This is a genomic window from Paraburkholderia sp., from assembly GCF_024281035.1.
Lineage (GTDB): Bacteria > Pseudomonadota > Gammaproteobacteria > Burkholderiales > Burkholderiaceae > Paraburkholderia.
The window spans coordinates 19,938-41,127 of the sequence record NZ_JAMXLH010000006.1 but is presented as its reverse complement, the minus strand read 5'-3'; the positions used below and the strand labels follow the sequence as shown (position 1 = coordinate 41,127).

Annotated in this window: 19 protein-coding genes; 5 read left to right on the top strand and 14 right to left on the bottom strand. The window is 60.9% G+C overall.

The genetic code is table 11. From position 1 onward, the window contains the following. Nucleotides 1-24: 24 nt before the first annotated feature. Complete coding sequence (locus Q0L30_RS01525; protein WP_296650251.1) at nucleotides 25-1,278, bottom strand: MFS transporter; 1,254 nt, start codon at nucleotides 1,276-1,278, stop codon at nucleotides 25-27. Nucleotides 1,279-1,580: 302 nt separating this feature from the next. On the opposite strand from Q0L30_RS01525, the gene Q0L30_RS01520 reads away from it, so the two are divergent. Beyond that, nucleotides 1,581-2,819 carry a D-amino acid dehydrogenase gene (locus Q0L30_RS01520; RefSeq protein WP_296650249.1) on the top strand — a complete coding sequence of 413 codons (1,239 nt, stop codon included), beginning with the start codon at nucleotides 1,581-1,583 and terminating at the stop codon, nucleotides 2,817-2,819. 79 nt (nucleotides 2,820-2,898) lie between these two features. Here the strand turns inward: Q0L30_RS01520 and Q0L30_RS01515 are convergent, their stop codons facing one another. Beyond that, complete coding sequence (locus tag Q0L30_RS01515) at nucleotides 2,899-3,288, bottom strand: putative zinc-binding protein (RefSeq protein ID WP_296650245.1); 390 nt, start codon at nucleotides 3,286-3,288, stop codon at nucleotides 2,899-2,901. A gap of 540 nt (nucleotides 3,289-3,828) precedes the next feature. On the opposite strand from Q0L30_RS01515, the gene Q0L30_RS01510 reads away from it, so the two are divergent. After that, complete coding sequence (locus Q0L30_RS01510; RefSeq protein ID WP_296650243.1) at nucleotides 3,829-4,872, top strand: hypothetical protein; 1,044 nt, start codon at nucleotides 3,829-3,831, stop codon at nucleotides 4,870-4,872. A gap of 90 nt (nucleotides 4,873-4,962) precedes the next feature. On the opposite strand, the gene Q0L30_RS01505 is transcribed toward Q0L30_RS01510, so the two are convergent. Then, a complete protein-coding gene (locus Q0L30_RS01505; protein WP_296650241.1) occupies nucleotides 4,963-5,484 on the bottom strand; it encodes a DUF308 domain-containing protein in 522 nt (173 codons plus the stop codon). A 459-nt stretch (nucleotides 5,485-5,943) separates the two neighbouring features. On the opposite strand from Q0L30_RS01505, the gene Q0L30_RS01500 reads away from it, so the two are divergent. Beyond that, nucleotides 5,944-6,990 (top strand): AI-2E family transporter, encoded by a 1,047-nt coding sequence (locus Q0L30_RS01500; RefSeq protein ID WP_296650239.1) that lies wholly within the window; start codon nucleotides 5,944-5,946, stop codon nucleotides 6,988-6,990. 159 nt (nucleotides 6,991-7,149) lie between these two features. Here Q0L30_RS01500 and Q0L30_RS01495 read toward each other — a convergent pair whose 3' ends face one another. The 10 genes from Q0L30_RS01495 to Q0L30_RS01450 all read right to left on the bottom strand — a co-directional run bounded on the left by Q0L30_RS01495 (nucleotide 7,150) and on the right by Q0L30_RS01450 (nucleotide 18,822). Beyond that, nucleotides 7,150-7,479, bottom strand: a complete 330-nt coding sequence (locus Q0L30_RS01495; RefSeq protein ID WP_296650236.1) for an RcnB family protein — start codon at nucleotides 7,477-7,479, stop codon at nucleotides 7,150-7,152. A 656-nt stretch (nucleotides 7,480-8,135) separates the two neighbouring features. Further along, nucleotides 8,136-8,516, bottom strand: a complete 381-nt coding sequence (locus Q0L30_RS01490; protein WP_296650233.1) for an SHOCT domain-containing protein — start codon at nucleotides 8,514-8,516, stop codon at nucleotides 8,136-8,138. 205 nt (nucleotides 8,517-8,721) lie between these two features. Then, complete coding sequence (locus Q0L30_RS01485) at nucleotides 8,722-9,714, bottom strand: ABC transporter permease (protein ID WP_296650231.1); 993 nt, start codon at nucleotides 9,712-9,714, stop codon at nucleotides 8,722-8,724. A 5-nt stretch (nucleotides 9,715-9,719) separates the two neighbouring features. Continuing rightward, nucleotides 9,720-10,739: an ABC transporter permease gene (locus Q0L30_RS01480; RefSeq protein WP_296650229.1), complete on the bottom strand. Its 1,020-nt coding sequence runs from the start codon at nucleotides 10,737-10,739 to the stop codon at nucleotides 9,720-9,722. A gap of 19 nt (nucleotides 10,740-10,758) precedes the next feature. Then, entirely contained in the window at nucleotides 10,759-12,315 is a 1,557-nt protein-coding gene (locus tag Q0L30_RS01475; protein WP_296650227.1) for a sugar ABC transporter ATP-binding protein, read from the bottom strand. 57 nt (nucleotides 12,316-12,372) lie between these two features. Then, nucleotides 12,373-13,494, bottom strand: coding sequence for a substrate-binding domain-containing protein (locus Q0L30_RS01470; protein WP_296650224.1), 1,122 nt, complete (start codon nucleotides 13,492-13,494; stop codon nucleotides 12,373-12,375). Between the two features lie 155 nt (nucleotides 13,495-13,649). Then, on the bottom strand, nucleotides 13,650-14,024 hold the full coding sequence (locus Q0L30_RS01465; RefSeq protein ID WP_296650222.1) for a DUF2784 domain-containing protein: 375 nt from the start codon (nucleotides 14,022-14,024) through the stop codon (nucleotides 13,650-13,652). 107 nt (nucleotides 14,025-14,131) lie between these two features. Further along, on the bottom strand, nucleotides 14,132-15,574 hold the full coding sequence (locus Q0L30_RS01460) for an aldehyde dehydrogenase family protein (RefSeq protein ID WP_296650219.1): 1,443 nt from the start codon (nucleotides 15,572-15,574) through the stop codon (nucleotides 14,132-14,134). 71 nt (nucleotides 15,575-15,645) lie between these two features. Beyond that, a complete protein-coding gene (locus Q0L30_RS01455; RefSeq protein WP_296650217.1) occupies nucleotides 15,646-16,842 on the bottom strand; it encodes a fumarylacetoacetate hydrolase family protein in 1,197 nt (398 codons plus the stop codon). A gap of 186 nt (nucleotides 16,843-17,028) precedes the next feature. Further along, nucleotides 17,029-18,822, bottom strand: coding sequence for an IlvD/Edd family dehydratase (locus tag Q0L30_RS01450; RefSeq protein ID WP_296650214.1), 1,794 nt, complete (start codon nucleotides 18,820-18,822; stop codon nucleotides 17,029-17,031). Between the two features lie 426 nt (nucleotides 18,823-19,248). On the opposite strand from Q0L30_RS01450, the gene Q0L30_RS01445 reads away from it, so the two are divergent. Next, nucleotides 19,249-19,488 carry a type II toxin-antitoxin system Phd/YefM family antitoxin gene (locus Q0L30_RS01445; RefSeq protein WP_296650213.1) on the top strand — a complete coding sequence of 80 codons (240 nt, stop codon included), beginning with the start codon at nucleotides 19,249-19,251 and terminating at the stop codon, nucleotides 19,486-19,488. Then, nucleotides 19,485-19,874: a type II toxin-antitoxin system VapC family toxin gene (locus Q0L30_RS01440; protein ID WP_296650210.1), complete on the top strand. Its 390-nt coding sequence runs from the start codon at nucleotides 19,485-19,487 to the stop codon at nucleotides 19,872-19,874. The genes Q0L30_RS01445 and Q0L30_RS01440 overlap by 4 nt, the downstream gene beginning before the upstream one ends. 29 nt (nucleotides 19,875-19,903) lie before the next feature. Here Q0L30_RS01440 and Q0L30_RS01435 read toward each other — a convergent pair whose 3' ends face one another. Then, nucleotides 19,904-20,980 (bottom strand): LacI family DNA-binding transcriptional regulator, encoded by a 1,077-nt coding sequence (locus tag Q0L30_RS01435; protein WP_296650206.1) that lies wholly within the window; start codon nucleotides 20,978-20,980, stop codon nucleotides 19,904-19,906. Between the last annotated feature and the right edge of the window lie 210 nt (nucleotides 20,981-21,190).

Genomic DNA, 21,190 nt, shown 5'->3' with positions numbered 1-21,190 from the left:
CGGGTAGCGCTTTTGCTGCCCGATTTACATCTCGATCTTGCGACGACGTAGATAAACCAGCGCGACCATAGCGGCAATGAAACCCGATGCCGCGCCGACGCCGAGCGCGAAGCGAGGGCCGAGCGTATCGGCGACCCATCCGACAAGCGGCGCGCCCAGCGGCGTGCAGCCGAGAAAGATGGCCATGTAGATGGCCATGACGCGTCCGCGCATGGCGGGCTGCGTTTGCAGTTGAACGAGGCTGTTGGTCGAGGTTGTGAAGGTCTGCGCGACGGCGCCGAGCGCCACGAGGACAATGCCGAACGACCAGACATTGGGCATTACCGCAGCGAGCGTGCAAACGACGCCGAAGGCCAGCGCGCTGACCACCAGAACGGCTAGCCGCGGCGTCTCGCGCCCGGCTGCAAACAACGCACCGACGACCGAGCCTACCGCCATCGCCGAAGACAGCGCACCGTACAAATGCGGTCCGCCATGAAACGTGGAGAGCGACATCGTCGAAATGAAAATCGGAAAATTCAGCCCATAGGTTCCGATCAGAAACAGCATCGTCAGCGCGATCAGCAGATCGGGTCTGTGCCGTATGTAACGCAGGCCGTCGGCCATGCCCGCGCCGGACGCCGCGGCGCGGGGCAGGCGGCGGAGTTCGCTGACGCGCATTTTGAAAAGCGACGCCAGCACGGCGATGAAACTCAAGCCGTTGATAAAGAAAAGCCATCCGGTGCCGATGACCGCGATCATCACGCCAGCGACCGCCGGGCCGATAAGCTGCGCGCTATTGAACAACGTCGAATTCAATGCCACGGCGTTTGCGAGATCTTCATCGCCGACGAGTTCGGCAATAAAGGTCTGGCGCACCGGCGAATCAAATGCGCTAATGCATCCCATGAGCGCGGCAAATAGATAAACATACCCGAGCGTGACCCGTCCCGTGACCACCAGTCCGCCAAGGCCGATGGCGGTCGCCGCCATGGCGGATTGCGTCACCAGCAGCAACTTGCGGCGATCGACGCGGTCGGCAACCATGCCGGCGATCGGCATGAGAATGATCGGCGGGCCAAACTGGAGCGACATGACGATGCCGACCGCAGCGCCGCTGTGCTGCGTCAACCGGGTCAGCACGAGCCAGTCCTGCGCGATGCGCTGCATCCACGTGCCGACGTTCGAGACGAAAGCACCGGCCGCCCACACGCGATAGTTGTACCGCTCAAGCGAGCGAAACACGCTCTTGAGCCAGGTGAGAAGACTGGCGCGCGAAGCGGGTGGGGGCGAGGTCATTGCCGGGAGGTCGAACGGATTCAGGTTAAAAGCGATTTTGTCCTGATACTACGATCCAATGCCACATCTGGCTCGAAAACGCGAGTCTGATCTGTATTTTTCTGTTCAATCTTTGCGCCATGAGCACTGGGGCGCGGGTGATCGGAAAGTGTCGCGGTGCGATGCACCAACCCCTATCCCGAGCGCCGAACCTGAGGCAAACTACGCGCTGCAATTCGGCGATACCGCTGTGATGCCGGCATCGGCCTGATACTTTCCAACCTCAACGATTCCGGGGCCCGTTCGACGCCGGATCATGTCCCATGTCAAAAATTGCTGTCCTCGGAGCCGGCGTGACCGGCGTAACGACTGCATACGCGCTTTGTCAACGCGGCTTTGAGGTCACCGTATTCGAGCGTCACCGCTATGCGGCAATGGAAACTTCGTTTGCCAATGGCGGGCAACTATCGGCGTGCAATGCCGAAGTCTGGAACAGCCTCGCAACGGTTGCCAAGGGGTTGCGCTGGATGTTGACGCAGGACGCGCCCGTCCTGATGAATCCTCGCCCCAGTTGGCACAAATACAGTTGGATCGGCGAATTTCTCAAGGAGATTCCCCGTTATCGCGACAACACCATCGAAGCTGTGCGTCTCGCTCTCGCTGCGCGGAATCATCTGTTCTCGATTGCCGAGCGCGAGCGCATCGAGTTCGATCACGAGAAACGCGGCATTCTTCATTTCTACGCGACCCGCGACGAATTCGAGGTGGCGTCGAAGGTCGACGCACTGTTGCGCGAGGGTGGTCTGGAGCGTCGCCCGGTGACGCCGGATGAAATCCGTTCGCTCGAACCGACGCTGCATGGCGAATTTTTCGGGGGATTTTTCACCGAGTCGGATTCGACCGGCGATATTCACAAGTTCACCCGTGGTCTCGCCGATGCCTGTGCGCGCCTTGGCGTCGACTTTCACTACGACGCGCGCGTTCAAACCATTGCGCACGAACGCTCGGGAAAAGTGGTGCTCGGTGTCGAGGAGGGCGCAGAAACCATCCAGTCCACGTTCGACGGCGTAGTGATATGCGCTGGCGTTGAAAGCCGTGCCTTCGCTTCGGTCTTGGGAGACCACGTCAACATCTATCCCGTGAAAGGATATTCAATCACGGTGTGTCTCGACGATCAGCAAAGCCGCGACAATGCGCCGTGGAAAAGCATGCATGACGACAAGGCGAAGATTGTCACCAGCCGGCTTGGAGAGGACCGGTTCAGAGTGGCTGGAACGGCCGAATGGAACGGCTTCAATCGAGACATTCGCGCCGACCGGATCGAGCCTCTGGTGAGGTGGGTGCGCGAGTATTTCCCCGGCGTCGCGACTTCGCGCGTCATACCGTGGGCTGGCTTGCGTCCGATGTTGCCGCGCATGGTGCCTCGTGTGGGGCGCGGCAAACGAGACGGTGTCTTTTACAACACCGGACATGGCCATCTGGGCTGGACGTTTTCCGCAGCAACGGCCGATATGGTCGCCAATATTGTGTCAAACGAAATGCCGGGCCGCGAGATGCATTAGCCGGCGATGCGGCGCGGCGGACAGCATTGACGCTGCGCCGCGCGCAGAATCCGCAAAGGCGGAATTCGAGTGCTTCAGGCTACTGCCCGATGCGATCTGCCTTGAGTGATTTAATCGATTCAGTCACCTGATCGACAATTAGTTGGGCTTCCTGCATATCGAAATCGGCGTGGAAGCGCTTCTTCACGCCGCGCTCGGCCAGTTGAACGTGTTCGCTGGGCGCAATGCCGTGCCGCTCCAGGCACTTTTGCGCACAAAATAGCGGGCAACCATCGATCACGACGATAGGGCGGCCGGAACGGGCCACCTTCAACAAGGATGGGACGTCTCCGCCGACGCCGGCGATACACGACATTTCCGCTACGCCGCGACGGTCTAGCTGCAACGCTACGTAGTTGGCCATCTGCGCGGCACTCGAGCAGCCGGAGCATGAATAGACGAGCGGCAATTTTTTACTGTCGGCAGACATCCGGGAACCTCTCTCAAATCAGATTCGAACAGGCAGGTGCGCACCACTTCGGAGGTGCCTGTGCCGATCGTCAATGCGATGCTGTCTTGTTGCCGCACTGGCAAAAGTACATTTTGGGCACACCAAATCGAATCCCATTCCTGCGTTCTTTGCTTCCACGCACAGCTTGCGACTGCCCGGCAGGCTCAACGCTTTTGCTCGCGAATATCTGGCCGGCAAGGCATCCCACGAACCCGAAAACCGCACGAAAACTACGTGAAATCGGAACGGATCCCGAATAGTCCCCGAGTTGTCCCTGAATGGTTCAATCGCGTACTGCGAGTGGGGCCGGGACGCAAAAAAACATGGAACGCCCGCCTGCAAAGCCCACAACGCGTTTATTTCAATCGGCAAATTGTACACCAGCGCAGATTGAGCAGAAACGCTGCCTGGAATCCGGAATGGCTTGCGGCTGCGCTGTTTCCGTGTCCTGTCTTGCGCTTGCCGTCCACATTCGCCTGCGATTCAATGATCTGAAAAATCAGGCACCGATGTTGCGACATGTCGTCACCCGCCGCGATGCGCACTTTAGTCGCGGCAGCCCGTTCGATTTACCGGAGCCGTAACGTTTCTATGTTCAACGAACCTGGTCGAGCCGGCCCTGGTCCGCAGCAGTGTCTCCGTTGCGGGGCCAGGATTAACCGGTTGATGAAATTCTGCCCCCAATGCGGCGCGAACCAATCAAGCGAATCTCGTGCAGCGGACGCGAGCGAACTTGCGACGCATCACCTGCGGCCACAGTTCTATGCGTTTGGCAGTGTGGTCGTCTTCGCGCTTGCGATCACGGCATATGGGATCTTGCACCGCACCGAACCGGAAACGCCCCATGTTGTAAATGAGGTAGGTGGGGCCGTGCTGATGTCGCCGCAAGCGTCAGCGCCGCCACAAGCACCTGCGCAGCAAGAAGCGCTTACGCCGCCGCAGGCGTCTTTGCCTCAGGAGGCATCTGCGCCTCAGGAGGCACTCGCGCCGCCAGGTGCGTCTGTGCCTCAAGTTGTCGCAGTGCCAGCTACGCTCACGCCGCCGACCGTAGTGGTCGACGCACCCCCGAGCCAGCCACTACCTGCATCGCCCAGCACGACACATCGCGAGACACACGCCAATACCGCGCAGCGGTACGCCGCTACGCAGCGACGTCTTTCCGCCGAACGCGCAGTACTTGCCAGGCGAGCCGATGCGAACATGCGGGCCGACGTCGCCAGAAATATCGCCATTGCGCGTGCCAGTCTCGACAAGAACGATCTTTCCCAGGCACGCAGGGCCGTCATGAATGTGCTTGCGGAGCAGCCTGGCAACGGCGCGGCGCTACAGATGCAACATGAACTGGTTTCGCGCGAACAGGAGCGCGATGCGATGCTTGGCTACGCGCGGTTATGCATGCGTCAGGCGCAGTGGGTTTGCGCGTGGCATAACGCCGGTCGCGCACTGACCATCGACGCATCGAGCAGCGAAGCGAGGGAATTGATCTCTCGCGCGATGGTCGAGCATTCAGCAGGCGGCACGCGGAGTTTCGATCCATCCTTGCCCGGTGCGAATAACGAATAGTCGTAACCGGTTGTCGCGGTGGCGAATGGTGACACGTCGCGCCTGTCACGCGCTGGCGGCGTGTGCGATAGCGGTCCGCTCAAGCGGAGCTTATCGTTGAGTGCGTCTGGGCAAGCCGCGTTGCGTCGGCGCGATACCCATCGAAATGAGATCCAGGCCGAGAAACAACGCGAGCAGCTGCATGGGCGCAGATGGAAATATCGACGCAAGAAAAATGGCGAGAAAAAACGACAAGGCGGCGCTAATCAGCGAAACAACATTGATCCGGCCTGTTCCGGATTCGATGGATGCAACGATCTTGAAGAATCCGTCGAGCACGAAAAAGATCATCAGTATGACCGTGAGACCGCGTGCACGATTGCTGTTGTTGACCAAAATGAGCAAGCCGATAATGATCGGAACGAGAACGGGCGGAATGGCACGGATGATCGGCCATGTACCGCGCGTGGCGATGAGTCTGAATGCATGCACGATGCCGCAGAACAGCAGCATTCGTGCAATGAAGAGCGTGCCGATGAACGAACTCGAAACGAACGGCACTACGATACAGATGATACCGCCAATGATAAGAAGCGCAGAACTGGACCGCGTAAAGAAGGAACTGTTTTTCATATCTTCAGCTATTGAATTGCGACTACGCCGGTGACACGGCATCGTTCGCGTTAGCGGAAAATCGCATTCGATGGTCAATGTTCCTGGTTCTCAAGCGCGACGCGCATTATCGAGGTTTGCTTACATACGTTGAACTTCGTTTGCATTCGCTTTCTCAGCGTCTACGGCAGGATGGCATGAACGCTGCGGAGTGACAAGAGAGGGAATGCAATCGAAGCCCTCTTTAGAGTGCGCGACTAATAGACGACGCAGATCAACAATTACCGCATGCAGTATGAATGGCAGGTTGTATTCGCACAGATCAAACGTGGTTCATAATGAGCGGCGGCATAGCTGAATTGCAGTCGGTGTTTGCGTGCGTCGCGCGTGAATTGCAGCGGACTTCATGACGCGTACCCACACATTCTCGTACTGCCTGAGGTTCCGGCGGTTGAGAGGAGGTCTTGCCAAAAAGGGCCCATGAAACAGGATCTCATCACATGCACTTGCCTTGTCGTCATCAGCGCTATTACGGGTTGGGTGCTTTTCATTGGGCGCCCGGTATTGGCGCCGATCGCTTTCGCGATCATCACTTGCTACGTCATATTCGGGCTTGCGGAAATTCTCCGGCGCCTGCCGCACGTTGGCAAACGTCTTCGAGCAGGTGCGCGTTACTGGAGCGCCGCGGTGCTCATCCTGATTGCCGTGTATCTGGCGGCGAAGCTTTTGCTCATCGACAGCGACCGGATGGTGGCCGTGGCGCCGAAGTACGAAGCGACGCTGCTCGCGTTGTTGACCAAGTTCGCGGCGTTGCTGCACATCGAAACGGAACCGACATGGACAGCGTTTCGCCGTGAACTGCTCGGCACCGTCAACGTTCAGGCGATTATCACCTCGCTGCTTGGGTCGATTTCTTCGATCATGGCCACCACGTTCGTGGTGATGCTGTATACGGCTTTCTTCATGATCGAGCATGGAAGATTCAGGAGAAAGCTTTTGACGGTCATGCGGGGCAAGGCCGATCTCGATGGGGTCATTGACACGATCAACGCGAGAATCGGCACCTATCTGGCGTTGAAGGCGTTGCTTGGCGTGGCGCTCGGGGTGCTCAGCTGGATCTGCATGCATTTCATCGATCTGGAGTTTGCCGCATTGCTGGCCTTGCTCATCGTGCTGCTGAACTTCGTGCCGTACGCCGGGTCGCTGATTTCCGTGGTCATTCCAACCCTGCTGGCCGCGCTCCAGTTTGGTCAATGGAGCGAGCCGGCCATGCTTGCCATCGCGTTGTCGGCGATCAACTTCGTGATGGGCAATATTGTCGATCCGTGGTTGATGGCCGGGTCGCTGAACCTCAGTCCCGCGGTCATTCTGATGAGCCTTGCTGCGTGGACCGCGCTGTGGGGTGTTGCCGGGGCATTTATCGCCGTGCCGGGAACCGTGGTGCTGACCATCATCTTCACGGCGTTCGATTCGACGCGGCCGCTCGCGTTGCTGTTGACGCGGGAAGACGTTCCGCCGGTTAGCTAGTGCACAATTTCAGCGATGGGACCGGCACACAAGGTGCGGGTACGGCGCATGCCGTAAGCACGCGGTTGCGGGACGCCGGATTGCAGAGTGAGACCGGAGTGGCTGAATGCACTCCGGGGCAGGGCATTTGAACGAGCGAAGTGACTTTACTGCGTGAGCTTACTGCGTCGTGCCCGGAACGATCTTGGCGATTTTCCAGTCCTTCGTCGTGACGAGCACGTAATCGCCGTTTACGCCGAGCCACTTTTGTCCGCGACCTGGTGCGTCCAGACCGTGGCTCTTCCAGTCTTTCATGACGAAGTTGTAGTGGCGGTACTTGGTGGGAACGCGTTTCCCTTCGTGCCAATCCTGATGCGGCATGGTCGGCATGACTTGCTGCTGGCCGGTGCCCTGGCTTTCGTTCGGGGCCGGCGCGTTTTGCGCCATGACGGGTACGGCAACGCTGACGAGAAGTGCTGCGATAGCAGAAAGAACAAGCTGGCTTTTCATGACCGAACCTCATTGGAAAGTGAGTAGGTAGTGCCGTTCATATCGTGTTGCCGGTGATAGCGCGCAGTCGGGCAACTGCATCAACCCATGGCGTGTGAAGTAGATGTTATTTACCGATATCCGCCTTGAGCGGTGCGGGTCTCCTGCTCGCGACAGTTTAGCTCGACTATCTGCGAGCCTCAAATCAGGTGCTCGTGTTGTCCGATGATCGGGCGGCCATACATTGATTAAAGCGCGATTGCGTCCCGGCTGCCGGTGAATTGCGAATCGAAATTGATATCGCGCGCCATAGGTATCGGCAGTTATGCAAATGAGATACGCACAATCGTTTAAGTCGTTTGAACGTCACGACTGCGATATCCAGAATTTAGTTTGCTAACCAGACGAAACCGAATCAATAGTGTTCAATGGTGTTAAAGGACTCTGCGGGTGGCACTTACAAGCAACTTGCCTTTTCTTGATATGTCACGCCTCGTGTGTGCCGGACGAAATCGGCGAAGAAAGGACTTCGTGATTGCATGTGGCCGTTCGCAAGGATCAAGGTGCGAGTGCAAGCATTCATCAGGAGAGCAGCGTCGGCTGGCGACGCCGCTGCACCCGAAACGTGAAGGCACACCTTTTATTCAACAGCAGTCTCGTCCAAGCCCCGGTTGATCTCAGGCGACGAGTTTGGCGCGCAGCCGCCTGTACTCATCCTCCGTAAGCGATCCGGTCGTCTTCAGGCGATCGAGCTTCTCGATTTCGTCTGCGACGCTAAACCCGACGACCTGACGTAATTCGTCGCGTGCTTTTTGCGCTCGCTCCTGACCGCGCATGGCCATTTTTCTGCCCTGCGTAAGGAGGTAGGCAAATATGCCGATATACGGGAGCACGATGAGAAAAATGACCCATATTACTTTCAGGAAACCGGAAATATCGTGTCGGCTGAACAAATCGCTGGCGACCGTGATGAACAGCCAGAACCACAATATGAACATGAAAATCGAAAACACATCGACAATAAAGTTTGCAAACGTAAACCCGTTCGTGAAGATCATGGATGAACTCCGCTAGTTGTTGGTTGTGCGAGAGAACTCGCTGGGTTCCGCAAATGTATTATCCGCGCACTGACTTTTTTTTATCGGTCAGGTGTCCGGCGTCGTTCGCTTCACCTGTCCTCTCCACCGCAGAATGGCCAACGTCACGATCGTGGCGCGGGTCTGCGCACGATGGCGCATCAGGCCTCAACGGCAGCGAGCCGCGCTAGCGAATCAGTCTTTCGCGGCCGTACAGCATCATCATCACGATGATCACCAGCCCGAATACGACCTGGCGGAACACATCGGCGGGAAGCTTGATGCCGACTTGCGCGAAATAGTCCTGCGGCTGCAGCACGGACAGAATCGATTGCAATAACGTGATCAGGATGACGCCTGCGATGGTGCCGAGATAGGTGCCGCGGCCGCCAAGCACATTGGTGCCGCCGAGCACGATGGCTGCGATCGTCGGCAGCAGGTACGGGTCGCCCATCGCCTGATACGAGCGGTTCGCCCAGCCGGCAAGCAGTACGCCGCCCGCCGCGGCGCAGGCGCCGGACAGCGCAAACGCGATCAGGATGACGCGCCGGCTGTCGACGCCGGAGAGAAAAACGGCCCGCTCGCGATTGCCGATCGCGTAGATCTGCCTGCCCAGCCGGGTGCGTGTGAGCATGTAGACCGTGACCGCGCCAAGCGCGATCCAGACAAGCAGCGGATTCGGAATGCCCGGGATCAACTGGCCGCTGGCGACAGCGATCATGAAACCGGTGGCCCGATCCTGAGGTGCGAAGCCGCCGGTGTGATAGACCATGAGGCCCTGGGCGACGGCATTCATGCCGAGCGAAAAGATCATTGAAGGCGCACGCAACCAGGCAACTCCCAGGCCGTTCACCACGCCGACGAGAAAACCGCAGAAGATCCCGAACGGGATCGCGAGCGGCCCGCCGAGGGCGGGCCCAAGGATGCCCGACGCACCCGTGGCCATCATGCCGCCCATGGCGATGGTCCAGGGGATCGACAGGTCGATCTGCCCCATCAGGATCACGATCATCTCCCCGGTTGCGATGGTGCCGAGGAAAGAGGCGACCTGGAGTTGCTGGACGAGGTAGCCAACGGATAAAAAGCCCGGCTTGGCGGCTCCGCCCAACAGGAGCAGCAGGGCGATGCAACCGAAGGCGGTCAGCGTCGCGGCGTCGATCTTTGGCTTGAAGCGAAGCATGGGGCCTACCGGAAGAGGTCCAGCTTGTTGCGCACGCGCAGCAGGCGCAGTGAGCCGAGGCTGACCGCGAACAGCAGCACGACCCCGACGAACAGCGGCTGCAATACCGGATTGATGTTGAAGACGATGAGCAGATCGCCGACCGTGCGCATCACGAACGCCCCGAAGACGGAGCCGACTACCCCGCCGGAGCCGCCAAAAAGCGACGTGCCGCCAATCACGAGCGCGGCGATCGAATTCAATGTGTAGTCGCCGCCGAGTGCGGCGCGCGCCTCGCCGGAATAAGTAATGCAGGTCAGCAGCAGCCCGCCCAGCGCGGCGAACAACCCGGCGAGCGTGTAGGCGCTGAGCCTGGCGCGTGCAATCGGCACGCCGGACATATACGCGGCCTGCTCCGATGAGCCCGCTGCATAGGCGGCGCGCCCGAGTGTCGAGTTCCGGTAGGGCATCCAGACGAACACGATGGCGGCGAGGATCAGCAGCACGGAGGAGGGAACGCCGAACGTCGAGCGTGTCATCCAGTCGGCGAAATCGCCGTTGATATCGCCGCCGGGCTGGGGGCGCAGCGCGAGCGCGATGCCGAAATAGATCGCGCTGGTCGCAAGCGTGGCGATCAGCGGTTGCAGGCGGCCATACACGACGATCAAGCCGTTGACGAAGCCGCAAACGAGGCCCGCGGCCAGTACGCCGACGATGCCTAGCGCCGTTACGGCCGGACTGCCTGTGACGATGGTCGATGCGAGGCAATTGCCCAGCATGAAGATCATGCCCACGGAAAGATCGAGCCCGCCGGTCAGCACGGGCAGCGTCTGCGCCATGGCGACCAGCGCGAGCAGTGCGCCCTTGTTGGCTGCTGTGTTGACGATGTCGACGCTGAGCCCCATCGGTTGGGCGGCACCGTAAACGCCGAACATGATGGCGAAGATCGCCGCAGCGATCAGTGCTCCGCGCTGCGCCGCCAGCCAGTAGCGCCAGGTGCCGTCGTGCCGTTTGCGCGCAGGAAGGCGCGTTCCGATGCCCGTCATGATCCGTTCCCGTCGGCGCTCATCCGGATGCTCCGCGATGGCTGGGGGAGTGATTGGCCGTCGACGTCAGGTTCAGCGCCGCGCCGATGAGGTTGTGCTCAGTGAGCTCCGTGCCCTGTAGCATGCGCGTGACCGTGCCATCGTAAAAGACGGCCACACGGTCGCAACAGCCCATTAATTCATCGTAGTCGGTGGAATAGAACAGGATCGCCGTGCCTTGCTCCGCGAGCCGCCGCAGCAGATGATAGATTTCCTGCTTCGTGCCGACGTCGATGCCTCTGGTCGGGTCGTTCAGCAGCACGATGCGCGGTTGCGTCATCAACCATTTGCCGATCACCACCTTCTGCTGATTGCCGCCGGAAAGCGCGGCCACGGGACCGTCGAGCCCGTCCGATTTGATCCCCAGCTGGCGCACGATTGCATCGATCAACTGCGATTCGGCTTTAAGGTCGATCCGGCCAAACCGGCTCACCAAATCGAGCGCGGCGAACGACAGGTTTTCGCGCACGGTCATCGGCAGCATCAGCCCTTCGTTTTTTCGGTCCTCGGGAATCAAGGCCAGGCGGAGTTCGGGCGATTTTGCGTGCCGCGGGCTTGCGATCTTGACCGGCTTGCCGTCGAGTTCGATCTCGCCCGCAACGCCTATCAGCACGCCGAAGAGCGCCAGCAAAAACTGCCGCTGGCCCTGGCCGTCGAGCCCGCCGAGGCCGACCACCTCGCCCGGATGCACGTCGAGCGACACGTCCTTCAACGCGGCGGCCCACGAGAGATGGCGGATCGACAGCGCTGGTTTGCGTTCGCGCACGGTTCCTCCGAGTGGCGGAAAGGCGCTCGAATATTCCCGGCCGATCATCATCTCGACGATGGCGTCATCGCATCGCGTACCGGCGGCGAACGTCTCGACGTAGCGGCCATTGCGAAACACGGTGCAGTCGTTGGCCAGTTCGGCGATCTCATGCATCCGGTGGGAAATGTAGATGATGGCCATTCCTTGCGTGCGCAAGCGTTTCAGAAGCGTAAAGACCTTGCTCACGTCGGCGGCGGTCAGGGCCGAGGTGGCCTCGTCCAGGATCAATACTTTCGGTTGCCGCGCGAGCGCCTTGGCGATTTCGACCATCTGCTGGCGCGACAGAGGCAGGCTGCCTGCGGGTGCGGCGGGATGGATGTCGTCGCCGCCAATCAGCGCGAGCATCTCCTCGGCCCGCCGCCGCTCGGCGGCCCGGTCGATCCTCCCGAACCGGCGCGGACGCCCGGCAATGCAGATGTTGTCGGCCACCGTGAGATCGGGCAGCAGCGACAGCTCCTGAAAAATGCAGGCGATCCCTGCATCTGCTGCGGCCTTGGGTGTGGCGAAGCTAACCGTCGCACCGCCCAGAAAGATGCGCCCGCTGTCTGGCTGCACAACGCCGGAGAGGATCTTGATGAAGGTCGATTTGCCCGCGCCGTTCTCACCGAGCAGTGCGTGAATGGAGCCCGCGCGGCAGGAGAATTGCACGTCCTCCAGCGCCCGAACGCCGCCGTAATGTTTCGAAATACCCTCTACGCGCAGCAGTGGGTCCGGCGTTCCTTCAGCCATCTTCGTGCGTCTCCGTCCTGCCCGGCGCAGTAATCGGTCGTGGCGCGGTTTTCCCGTTCAGTTGTTCGTACCGGACTGCGCCGCGATTTCTTCGGCAGAGAAGCCGATATTGCAGCTCGGGAAGTTATTGCCGGCGAAGAAGCTGCCTGGTAGATTCGGGAAGACGTTTTTACCCGCTACGAACGGTGAGTAATCGACCGAGGTGGGCAGGGCGATGGCCTGCGGAATTACATTGCCCTGCAGCGCAGCAATCGCCGTCTTGATTGCGACCGCGCTCTGCGCCGGACCCGTGCCACCGGACTGGCAGGTCAGGCTGGCCTTGTTGCAGAGCAGCCGATAGGCGTTTTCCGTTTCGCCCGAGATCGGCGCCTTGAACTTGCCGGCATCGAGCATTGCCTGAACCGCACCTTGCGTTCCGCCTTGAACGTACAGGCCGTCGAAAACGCCCCCGGCGGTGATCGCGTCGGCGGTCGCCTTCTGCGCGTCGCCTGGCGCCCAGTTGCCGATCACGTCGACCACTTTCACTTTACGGCCCGACTTGTCGAGCACTTCATGAAAGCCTTGATTGCGGGCGAGGTCGACCGGCTGGCCGGACGGCCCGCGGACATGCAGCAGTGTGAGGTCGCCCGTGGGCTTCGCCTGCTTCAGCAGGAACGTAGCCGCCATTTCGCCGAGGCCATGCTGGTTCACGTTGACCGAAATCTGTTCCGGGTCGTCAATCACGTTATCGAACGAGACGACAACCACGCCCTTCGCATTGGCCTTGCGCACGACGCCTTTGAATGCGGCGGAGCTATTCGCGTCGACGATGATCGCGTCAAAACCCTGATCGATGAAATTGTTCGCGGCGGCGATCTGCGCGGCCACGTCCTGGCCGACGGAGACGACCTTGAATTCCTTGATGTCCTTCTTGACGGCGGGCTGCGCGACATATGCCTTGGCGACCCGGATCATCTGGACGCGCCAGTCGTTGGCGATGAAACCATTGACGAGCGCAATGCGGTAGGGGCCGTGATTGGCTGGCCACTGGAAGAATTTCGTGCTGGCCGATTCTGGCTTGAAGCATGCCGGATCGGCGCCCGGGCCGCTTACCGCTTTCGGGCCCGACGCCAGCGCGTGTGTCGATAACGCGAGCGTCATCAGCATGCCAATTGCCGTGGGATACAGGACTTTCTGCATACTTTTCATATGTCTCCCCCATCGACCAGCCCGTACCGCCCTGACTCGAAAAGGCTAGGTGATCGATAAACGGCATGTCAAGGCGCACGGCAGCATGACCACTTAATGGGACGTTAATTGCGTGGTTTTTGATGCGTGAGCGAAACGTAATCCAGTCAGAAGCGGGGTTTGGGCGGGACAAGGCGCCACGTGATGGCGACCGCGAGCAGGAACGCAACGTAAAGAACCGTGAACACCCAGCCCGGGAAATCGTAATAGAGCAACGCGCTCACCCAATGCTGGATAAAACCTTGCGGGCCAGCCGATCCGGTGCGCAGAAAGTCTTCCAGCACGGTAAGCGGACACGGCACATTGAGAACCGCGAGGGCGGCAACGATACCGATGGCGAAGATATGAAATGTCCGGAACACGCGATTGCGTGCCCACGCATGCTTCAAGCCTGCGCCGGTCCAGATCGCGATCAGGCCGCCGACGATAAACAGCACGATCAGCGCGTGCAACACGAGAATCACGTTGGCGAGCCAGATCATGTGGCGTCCGCCCCGGTTGACTGGCGGTGCCGGTCACGGCACCGCGATGGCTCCACAGGATTCGACGCTCACGCGTCTTGTCCCGCTGGCAACGTCGTTAATGCCGCTTACACAGCGCCTGGATTGACATAGACGGTCTTCACCACCGTATAGAACTCCCTGGCATAGCTGCCTTGTTCCCGTGGTCCGTAACTCGAACCTTTGCGTCCGCCGAACGGAACGTGGTAATCGACCCCTGCGGTCGCTGCGTTGATCATCACCATCCCGGCCTGAACATGACGCTTGAAGTGCGCCGCGTATTTCAGCGACGTCGTGCAGATACCGGCTGAAAGCCCAAAGCGCGTATCGTTCGCGACAGCCAGTGCTTCTTCGTAATCCTTCACCTTGATGACCGATGCCACCGGGCCGAAGACTTCCTCGCGGTTGATGCGCATGGCGGACGTGGTTTCCGTGACGAGCGCGGGCGCCAGGTAAAACCCCTTCGTCGCGGCTTCGACACGTTGACCGCCGAATACCGTTGCGCCTTCGTCGCGCGCAATCGCGATGTACCGCTCGTCCTGTGCGAGCTGGCTTTCGTCGACGACCGGGCCGATCTGCGTCGCCGCGTCGAGTGCGGGGCCGATGCGCAGGGTGCTCATGCGCGCTTTCATCGCTTCGATAAAGCGATCGTAAATGCCTGCCGTCACGATCAGTCGGCTCGATGCCGTGCAGCGCTGGCCGGTCGAATAAAACGCGCCGTTGATACAGGCCTCCACGGCGATATCGAGGTCTGCATCGTCGAGGACGACCATCGGATTCTTTCCGCCCATTTCGAGCTGGAACTTCTTGCCGAGCGCAACGCATTTGGCCGCGATAGCCTGACCCGTTGCCACGGAGCCGGTAAAGCTGATGGCGTCGACATCCGTCGACTGAACGAGGGCTTCGCCGACCACCGAGCCGCTTCCCATCACCAGATTGATCACGCCTGCGGGTGCACCGGCTTGCGCGATGATCTTCACGAGTTCCCACGTGCTGGCGGGCACGAGGTCGGCGGGTTTGATGACGACGCAATTACCAAAGGCGAGGGCGGGGGCGATTTTCCACGCGGGAATCGCGATCGGAAAATTCCACGGCGTGATCAGGCCCACGACGCCGATCGGCTCGCGCGAGGTTTCGACGGTCATGTCGGGCCGCACCGAAGGCACGATTTCGCCGCCGAGCCGCAGCGCTTCGCCAGCGAAGAACTTGAAGATCTGCCCGGCGCGGCCGACTTCGGCAGTTGCCTCGGCGAGCGTCTTGCCTTCCTCGCGCGCGAGCAGTTTGCCGAGTTCGAATTTACGCGCAAGGATTGCGCTGCCGGCCTGGTCCAGCAGATCGAAGCGCTGTTGCGGCGTGCTGTGCGACCATTTCGGAAAGGCCGCGCGGGCCGCGGCGATGGCACGTTGTGTCTGGTCGGCGTCGGCTTGCGCAAATTCGCCGATTACGTCGTCGAGATCGGACGGATTGACGTTGCGCTTGACCCGTTCCGCCGGAAGCCACTCCCCGGCGATGAAATTGGCGAACTGGTTCATGGTGTCGAATGGAAAATCAAAAAAATGTCATGTCGTTATGGCGTTGAGCCCGCAACGAACGTCGGGCGAGTTCAAGCCACCCCGAGCAACCCGCGCTGTGCGAGATTGCGGTAAAGCGCGCGTGCGCCGAATGTCCACGGCGCGATTTCGGTACACAGGCGCACTGTATTGACGAGCGCGCCGAGCGGCGGCGCGGAGATCGTCACGACGTCGCCCAGGTGATGCGTGAATCCGCCGCCCGGCGCATCGCGATCCTTGATGGGCGAGAACATGGTGCCGAGAAACAGCATGAAGCCATCGGGGTACTGGTGGTGCCTGCCGCAGGTCTGGCCGACGAGGTCGAGCGGATCGCGGCTGATTTCGCTCATGTGGCTGATGCCTTCCAGCACGAACGCGTCGTCGCTGCCTTCCACACGCAGGGATACGCTTGTTTGACGTACGGTGTCGATCGTGAAGCGCTCGTCGAACAGGCGCACGAACGGGCCGATGGCGCATGAGCCATTGTTGTCCTTGCACTTACCGAGCAGCAGCGCCGAACGGCCTTCGATGTCGCGCAGGTTCACGTCATTGCCGAGTGTCGCGCCGACTGCGACGCCCTTGCTGCTGACCGCCAGCACGATTTCAGGCTCGGGGTTGTTCCATACCGATGCGGGATGCAGGCCGATATCGGCGCCAAAGCCCACCGACGACATCGGCTGCGACTTCGAAAAGACCTCGGCGTCGGGTCCGATACCGACTTCCATGTACTGCGACCACGCATTGCGTCGTTCGAGTTCGGCCTTAAGACGCAGGGCCGCGTCGGAGCCGGGGCGAATTTTCGACAGATCGGTGCCGATCAGCGCGGTGATGGCATTGCGCACTTCGTGAGCCTTCGCGGGGTCGCCGCCTGCCTGCTCTTCAATCACGCGCTCGATCAGGCTCACGGCGAAGGTGACGCCGCATGCCTTGATCGGCTGAAGGTCGCATGGGGCGAGCAGAACGGGACCGCTGCCGGATTGCCCCGCGAGACTGGCCTCGATCAGTTTGCCGACCGGACCGAGCGATTCGCCCTGCGCCGTGCGGGCGATATCGACGACATCGGCGCGGTCGAACAGATCGGCGGTGGTCGGCACCGTACGCGTGATGTCGAACACTTGGCCGTTGCGCACGACAACGACACTGGGCCCTTCGCTGCGATCGTCGCTATCGCCGTGTCGCCATACGCGCCCGACGAGCAGTGCGGATTCGAGGTCCTGCGGCAGACAGGCGGAAGGGTTGGAAACGTTCATGGGTCGATCGGGCAGAGAGTGGAGAGGTTGAACTGCGCAGCGTGGCGTTACCGATGTTGCAAGTGCATTGCCGTTGCGGCGAACGCCGCGGTTCATGTCGCGGTTCATGGCGCGATTCATGTCGAATATCTGGCGGGCGCGCACGGCAAGGCGACAACAGGGCGCCTTGCCATGATTGCCCCTGTATCAGTGCGAGTGGCGCGGGTCGCCGCGTTCCTCGATCACTTTGAGGTACAGCGTGGCCGGTTCGAGGCAGCCGCCTGTCGAGAGTTGCCCCACCATTTGCCGGTAAAGCTCCTGCCACGGCGTCTGCGAGCGCGGCACGTCGAAGCGCGCCTCCTCGCGGCGGCGCGCGAGTTCGTCCGCGTCGACCATCACGTTGACGCTGCGCGCATTCAGATCGACGCGGATGCGATCGTTGGTGCGCAGCAGCGCAAGACCTCCGCCCACCGCCGCCTCCGGCGACATGTTGAGAATCGAAGGGCTCGCCGACGTACCGCTTTGCCGCCCGTCGCCCATGCACGGCAGCGATTCGATCCCGCGGCGCAACAGCGCGGCGGGCGGCGCCATGTTGACCACCTCCGCACTGCCGGGATATCCCACGGTGCCGCAGCCCCGGATCACGAGGATGCAGCGCTCGTCGATTTCGAGTGCGGGGTCGTCGATGCGTGCATGATAGTCCTCCGGACCTTCGAACACGATTGCGCGCGCTTCAAAGGTGTTTTCGGCGCCAGGTTCGCTCAAATAGGTCTGACGAAATGCGTCGCCCACGACGGACATCTTCATGATGGCGCTGTCGAAGAAGTTGCCGGATAGCACGACGAAGCCTGCGCGGTGCTTGAGCGGTTCGTCGTGCGGCCGGATCACTTCGCGATCGGCTTCGGGCGCGGTTGCGGCGATGTCGCCGATGGTGCGGCCGGACACGGTCGCGCACTGCTCGTGCAGCAGGCCGGCTGCCGCGATCTGGCGCAGCACGGCGGGCACGCCGCCCGCACGGTGGAAGCTCTCGCCAAGATATTCGCCGGCCGGCATGCAATTGACGAGCAGCGGCACCTGTTCGCCGTGGCGCTGCCAGTCGTCGAGGCTCAGATCGATGCCCATGTGACGCGCAATCGCAATCAGATGCGGCGGACAGTTGGTCGACGCACCCAGTGCGGACGCAACCACAATCGCGTTTTCAAACGCCTCGCGGGTCATGATGTGCGACGGGCGCACATCGTTACGCACCATACCGACGATGTGCTTGCCGGTCGTGTAGGCCATCTGGCCGCGTTCGCGATACGCGGCCGGAATGCTCGCGCAGCCCGGCAGCGACATGCCGAGCGCTTCGGCAAGGCAATTCATCGAAAGCGCCGTGCCCATCGTATTGCAGTGCCCGATGGAGGGCGCGGACGCAGTGGTCAGCTCCATGAAGCCTTCGTAGTCGATCTCGCCCGCGGCCAGTAGGTTTCGCGCATGCCAGATCACCGTGCCCGAGCCGACACGCTTGCCGTGATACCAGCCGTCGAGCATCGGTCCGCCTGAAAGCACGATGGCAGGAAGGTCCACGGTCGCCGCCGCCATCAGGCCGGCTGGCGTGGTCTTGTCGCATCCGGTGGTGAGCACCACGCCGTCCAGCGGAAAGCCGTGCAGGATTTCCACGAGACCCAGGTAGGCGAGGTTGCGGTCGAGCGCGGCAGTCGGGCGGCGGCTTTGTTCGGCGAGCGGATGAACCGGAAACTCCATCGGAATGCCGCCGGCGTCGCGAATGCCAGCCTTCACGCGTTGCGCGAGTTCAATATGGTGGCGGTTGCACGGCGCCAGATCGCTGCCGGTCTGTGCGATGCCGATAATCGGACGTCCCGACTGCAATTCCTCGCGCGTGAGGCCATAGTTCATGAAGCGCTCCACGTAGAGCGCGGTCATGTCTGCGTGCGCCGGGTCGTCGAACCAGTTCTGGCTTCTCAGCCTGCGCGGTTTGCAATCGGACATCTTGGTCATCTCTTGAACGGAAAAAGGGAAGGTGGGTTCGCCTGTGTTCGCCCTGACTGGCCGGGCCATTCGCTTGCGGATTCAGTGGCCGGCGTGAGAGAGCGTTAAGACATGTTACCGATAACAGTCGAGCATGTTACGCCTGCCGCACGATCGGGTACAACCACGGGTTATCCCCTGGTATTCCCGAGCTTTTACCGAACTTTTCCCGAACTTTTCCCGAATTTTTCCAGTAATCAGACTTGAAAGACGGCTCAATCAAACCGGGGACGGCAAGTCAAACCGGTTCTCGGGAATACCCTGTGAAAACGTTCTTGAGTCTATGCTCAATCGCATGATATCGTGCGGATGTTACCGATAACGTATAAGCGCCGGCAGCAAGCTTCGCTGACTGGTGTAATCCCGTAAAACAGGTTTGGAAGGTGGAGATCGGCGATGGAAAAGCGAGTTTCGAAGGCAGTATTCAAAGCTAAGGCATGCGAATTGTTCAGGCATGTCGAAATGCTGGGCGAGACGGTGGTCGTCACGGATCGCGGCGAACCTACCGTCGAAATCCGCCCCTATCGAAGCCGCCGCAAGAATCCCCTCGACCTGTTGCGCTCCTCCATCGTTCACCTCAATCTCAAGAGCGGCGTCGAGCCGCAGCCGCAGGCGCAACAGGCCGACAACGGATGATCACGCTCGATACCCTCGCACTCGTTTACTGGTTGAGCGGGGCGAACGAACTGAGCGGGGCGGCGCTAAAAGCCATTGAAAACGAGCTGAACGGCGGCGAAATCCTGATTTCGACGATCTCCATGCTGGAACTGGCGCAGTTCGTCGATGACGGTCGTCTTGCGCTGTCGATGGACACGCGCAGCTGGTTTTCGACGCTCGCCTCGATTGAGGGCGTGCGCCTCGTGCCGGTGGATGCCGCTATTGCCGTTCGCGCCGCTTCAATGTCGCGAGAACTGAGCTCGCATCAACGGTTGATTGCGGCTACCGCCCGCACGCTCGGCGGCGCGCTCGTCACGCCGGATGAGCGAATGCGGGCGTTGACTTATCTGGACGCCGTCTGGTGACGCCTGAAGCAGCGCCGACGCGCAGCCGGTCAGTGCCCGACGCGATGCAGGCGGCCCTTGCGCGCGGACTGCGCTGCGGTTGCACGCCGTTGTGCGATGGGCGCGGGTCCCGTTGAATCGCGGACCACCAGTTCCGCAGGAAACGTGATGCGCGGCGAAGCGGCGTCGAGACCGGCAATCTGGGCGAGCAACGTATTAACCGCGGAACTTGCCATCTGCTGGAACGGTTGGCGCACGGTGGTGAGCGCAGGATGAAACTGCTCGGCCATCGGGATGTCGTCGAAGCCGATCACGGAAATGTCGGCGGGCACGCGCAAACCTGCCTCGCGCACGGCGGCGATCACGCCAAATGCACTTTGGTCGTTGGCCGTGAAGATCGCGGTGGGCGGATCGGGCAGTTCGAGCAGCCCGGATGCGACCTCGAACGCCGTCATTTGCGAGAGATCGCCGACGGCCACGAGATTGGGATCGTGCGGCAGTCCGTGGCGCACAAGCGCGTCGTGATAGCCGCGTTGACGGTCGCGCACGCCTTCGATCGCGTCGTTGCCGCCGAGAAAAGCGATTCTCCGATGGCCGAGTTCGGCCAGATGATCGACGGCGAGCTGCGCGCCGCCGTAGTTGTCGACCGACACGGAGGGAAAGCGGTTCAGCGTGCCGCGCTGGTCGATCACGACCACCGGCAGGTTCGTATTCGCGAGGGAATCGAGACACAGGGATTCGCGCGGCAGGATTGCCAGCAAGCCATCGGAAAACTGGCGCACCAGCCCCAGCACGTCGTGGTGCGTCTGCCGGTCTTCGTCGGAGACCGTGTAGACGAGGATTTCGCAACCGGCGGCACGGGCTGCACGCCCGGCGCCCAGAATCAGTTCGCTGGAAAACTGCGTGTCGAGCGTCGGCGTAATGATGCCGATGATGCCGTTGCGGCCGCCCGAAAGTTTTTGTGCGGTGCGATTCACGACATAGCCGATGTCCGACGCGATCCTGGCGATTTCGTCACGCGTTTCGCGCGACACGCCGGGCCGCCCGTTAAGCGCGCGCGACGCGGTCATCTGCGAGACACCCGCAAGACGGGCGACGTCCGCGAGTGTCGGATTTTGTTTGGTCATTGCCTGGCAACCTGTTCTGAAAATTCCGCACGGCGGACCGCCGTGTTGGGCGTTAGCGTTATCGTTAATTGTCGAGCCATTCTAGCAGAACATAAAGTCGCTGCCCGGTTCGCCGAGTAGCGCCACATAAACACTGCAATTGCCGGGGTTTAGCCAATCGGCGGCGATGTGCCCGGGTTGCCGGATGCGGATCACGTTAACCCCGATAGC